Genomic DNA, 2,272 nt, shown 5'->3' on the forward strand with positions numbered 1-2,272 from the left:
GCCGAGGCGGACGCGCCGTTGATGTTCGAGCTGTTGACGGCGGCGGTGACGTCGTCACCGGGGTTCAGCGTGGCGGGGAACTCGGTGCTCCACGAGCCGGTCTTGTCCTCAGAGGTCCGGGTGAGGGTCTGGCCGGTGTTGTTGAGCACTCGGACCTTGACCGAGGAGGTGGACTCGATCGCCCCGAGGGAGTTGGCCCGCAGGTTGAAGGTGGCGGTGGGGCTGTAGCCGCCGCCGATGGAGTGGTCGATCGCGTAGGCGCTGGCGTTGGTGCCGCCGACGGACTGATACGTGTTGTTCGACCCGACGAGCGGGACGAACCCGCCGATGGTGAAGGTGGTGCCGTCGGCCGTGGCGTACTCGGCCTGGGCGTTGGCGCCGTTGATGTTCGAGCTGCTGACGGCGGCGGTGACGTCGTCACCGGGGTTCAGCGTCTGCGGGAACTCCGTGGTCCACGAGCCGGTCTTGTCCTCGGAGACCCGGGTGAGCGCCTTGCCCGTGTTGTTGAGCACGCGGACCTTCACCGAGGAGGTGGACTCGACCGAGCCCACCGCCTTCGGCCGCAGGTTGAACGTCGCGGTCGGGGTCCAGCCGCTGCCGATCGAGTGGTCGATGACGTACGCGTCGGCCCCCGGCCCGCCGACGCTCTGGCTGGTGTTGTTCGACCCGACGAGCGGGACGTAGCCGCCGATGGAGAACGTCGTGCCGTCCGGCGCCCGGTAGGTCGCCTGCGCGTTCGCACCGTTGACGTTCGAGCTGCTGACGCCGGCCGCGGCGACGTCGCCCGGGTTGAGCGTCGCCGGGAACTCGGTCGTCCAGGAGCCGGTCTTGTCCTCGCCGACCCGGGTCAGCACCTTGCCGGTGCTGTTGGTGACCCGGACGGTGACGCCGGAGGTGGACTGCGGGGAGCCGAGCTGCAGCGTCTGCAGCACATTGGCCAGCGCGACCTTGCCCGCCGCGTCGGCCTTCGAGTCCGGCAAGCCGGCGACGTACGCCCGGAGCGCGGGCAGCTGGGCGGGGTCGGCCTGCGCCGCGGTGAGACCCGTGACCACGCGCCGGGCGGTGCTGGCGGCGATGTCGCCGCTCTCGAGCATCGAGCGGTTGACCTCGAGCGCCCGGTCGTACCCCGTGGGGGAGCCGAGCCAGCCGTCGAGCTGGGCGTTCAGGGCGTTGTCGGCGGCGATGCTCACCTGGGACAGGTCCGCGGCGAACAGCGTCTCGCGGGCCGCGGTGAGGGCGGTGCCTACGGCGGCCGGGTCGCCGGCGGCCTGGGCCGCAGCGGCTTTCTGCAGGGCGGCCCGCAGGTCGCGCCCGGTGCTCTTGCTGATCTGGCCGTTGGCGACGTAGCGGTCCAGCACGTTCAGGGCGTCCGCGACGGGGGCGGCGGCCGGGGCCGACACGGCGACCGGGGCCGCGGGGACGGCCTGGGCGGGCGTGGCGGCGAAGGCGGCCGGGGCGCCGACGGCGGAGACGGCACCGGCCAGAGCGACGGCGGCGAGGGAACGGGTGAAGCGCATGACGACCTCCAAGGGTCTCGAGAGGGAAGGTGGGGGCCGCTCGACCCCTCACCGGTCGGCCTCCGGAAAGGTTTCCGGTTGCCGTTGACCGGAACTCTGCCCGCATCCGGCGAGCCGTTCCGTTCTGCAGGTGACACGAGGACTGACGCGTTGCTGACAGTCGCGCGGGTGTTGGTTGCCGGCTCCCCACCCGACGGGTGGATCAGCGCCTGCACAAACGATGCCCCCGGCGCCGAGAGCGCTCCGTCGTCCAGCCGGGCCACGTCCCGGCTGACGTCGCCGTCCCCCGATCGGAGGGCCCGCGAGGGGAGAAGATGGGGAGGTGGACGAGCGGCTCGCGGCGATCAACGAGCAGGTGGCCGCGGCGGTCGACGCCTGGATGGCCGACCCCCGTGACGTCGGGGTCTACCAGCGCATGGTCGCTGCGGTCGAGGCCCGCCGGGCCCACCTGCACCCGCCACCGCGGCTGCGCCCGCTCGAGCCCGACGCGCAGGCCTCCCTCGCACCGGCCGAGGAGCCGGCCGAGGAGATCGTTGGGACGGCCGACATCGGCAGCGTGCAGCGCGTCGGGAGCCTGCTCGCGGGCGGCGACCCGCGCGCGGCGATCGAGCGCCTGCGGCGCGGCCGCTGACGGCCCGCGGCCTTCTTCGCGTCACCCCTGCAGGAGTCGCGGCCTTCCTCGCGTCACAGCCGCAGGGTCGCGGCGGCCCCGACGTCACCTCCGCTGACGGTCCGCCGCGCCTCGACGGCTCTCC

Annotated in this window: 2 protein-coding genes; one reads left to right on the forward strand and one right to left on the reverse strand. The window is 73.2% G+C overall.

Annotated features, from left to right (window positions below; translation table 11 throughout):
* Positions 1-1,517, reverse strand: a 1,517-nt coding sequence (locus tag G9H71_RS21845) for an FIMAH domain-containing protein (RefSeq protein ID WP_231135283.1), incomplete at its 3' end; no start/stop codon positions are given.
* 322 nt (positions 1,518-1,839) lie between these two features.
* On the opposite strand from G9H71_RS21845, the gene G9H71_RS21850 reads away from it, so the two are divergent.
* On the forward strand, positions 1,840-2,148 hold the full coding sequence (locus G9H71_RS21850) for a hypothetical protein (RefSeq protein ID WP_166284876.1): 309 nt from the start codon (positions 1,840-1,842) through the stop codon (positions 2,146-2,148).
* The last annotated feature ends 124 nt before the right edge of the window (positions 2,149-2,272 follow it).

It is taken from the genome of Motilibacter deserti (assembly GCF_011250635.1).
Lineage (GTDB): Bacteria > Actinomycetota > Actinomycetes > Motilibacterales > Motilibacteraceae > Motilibacter_A > Motilibacter_A deserti.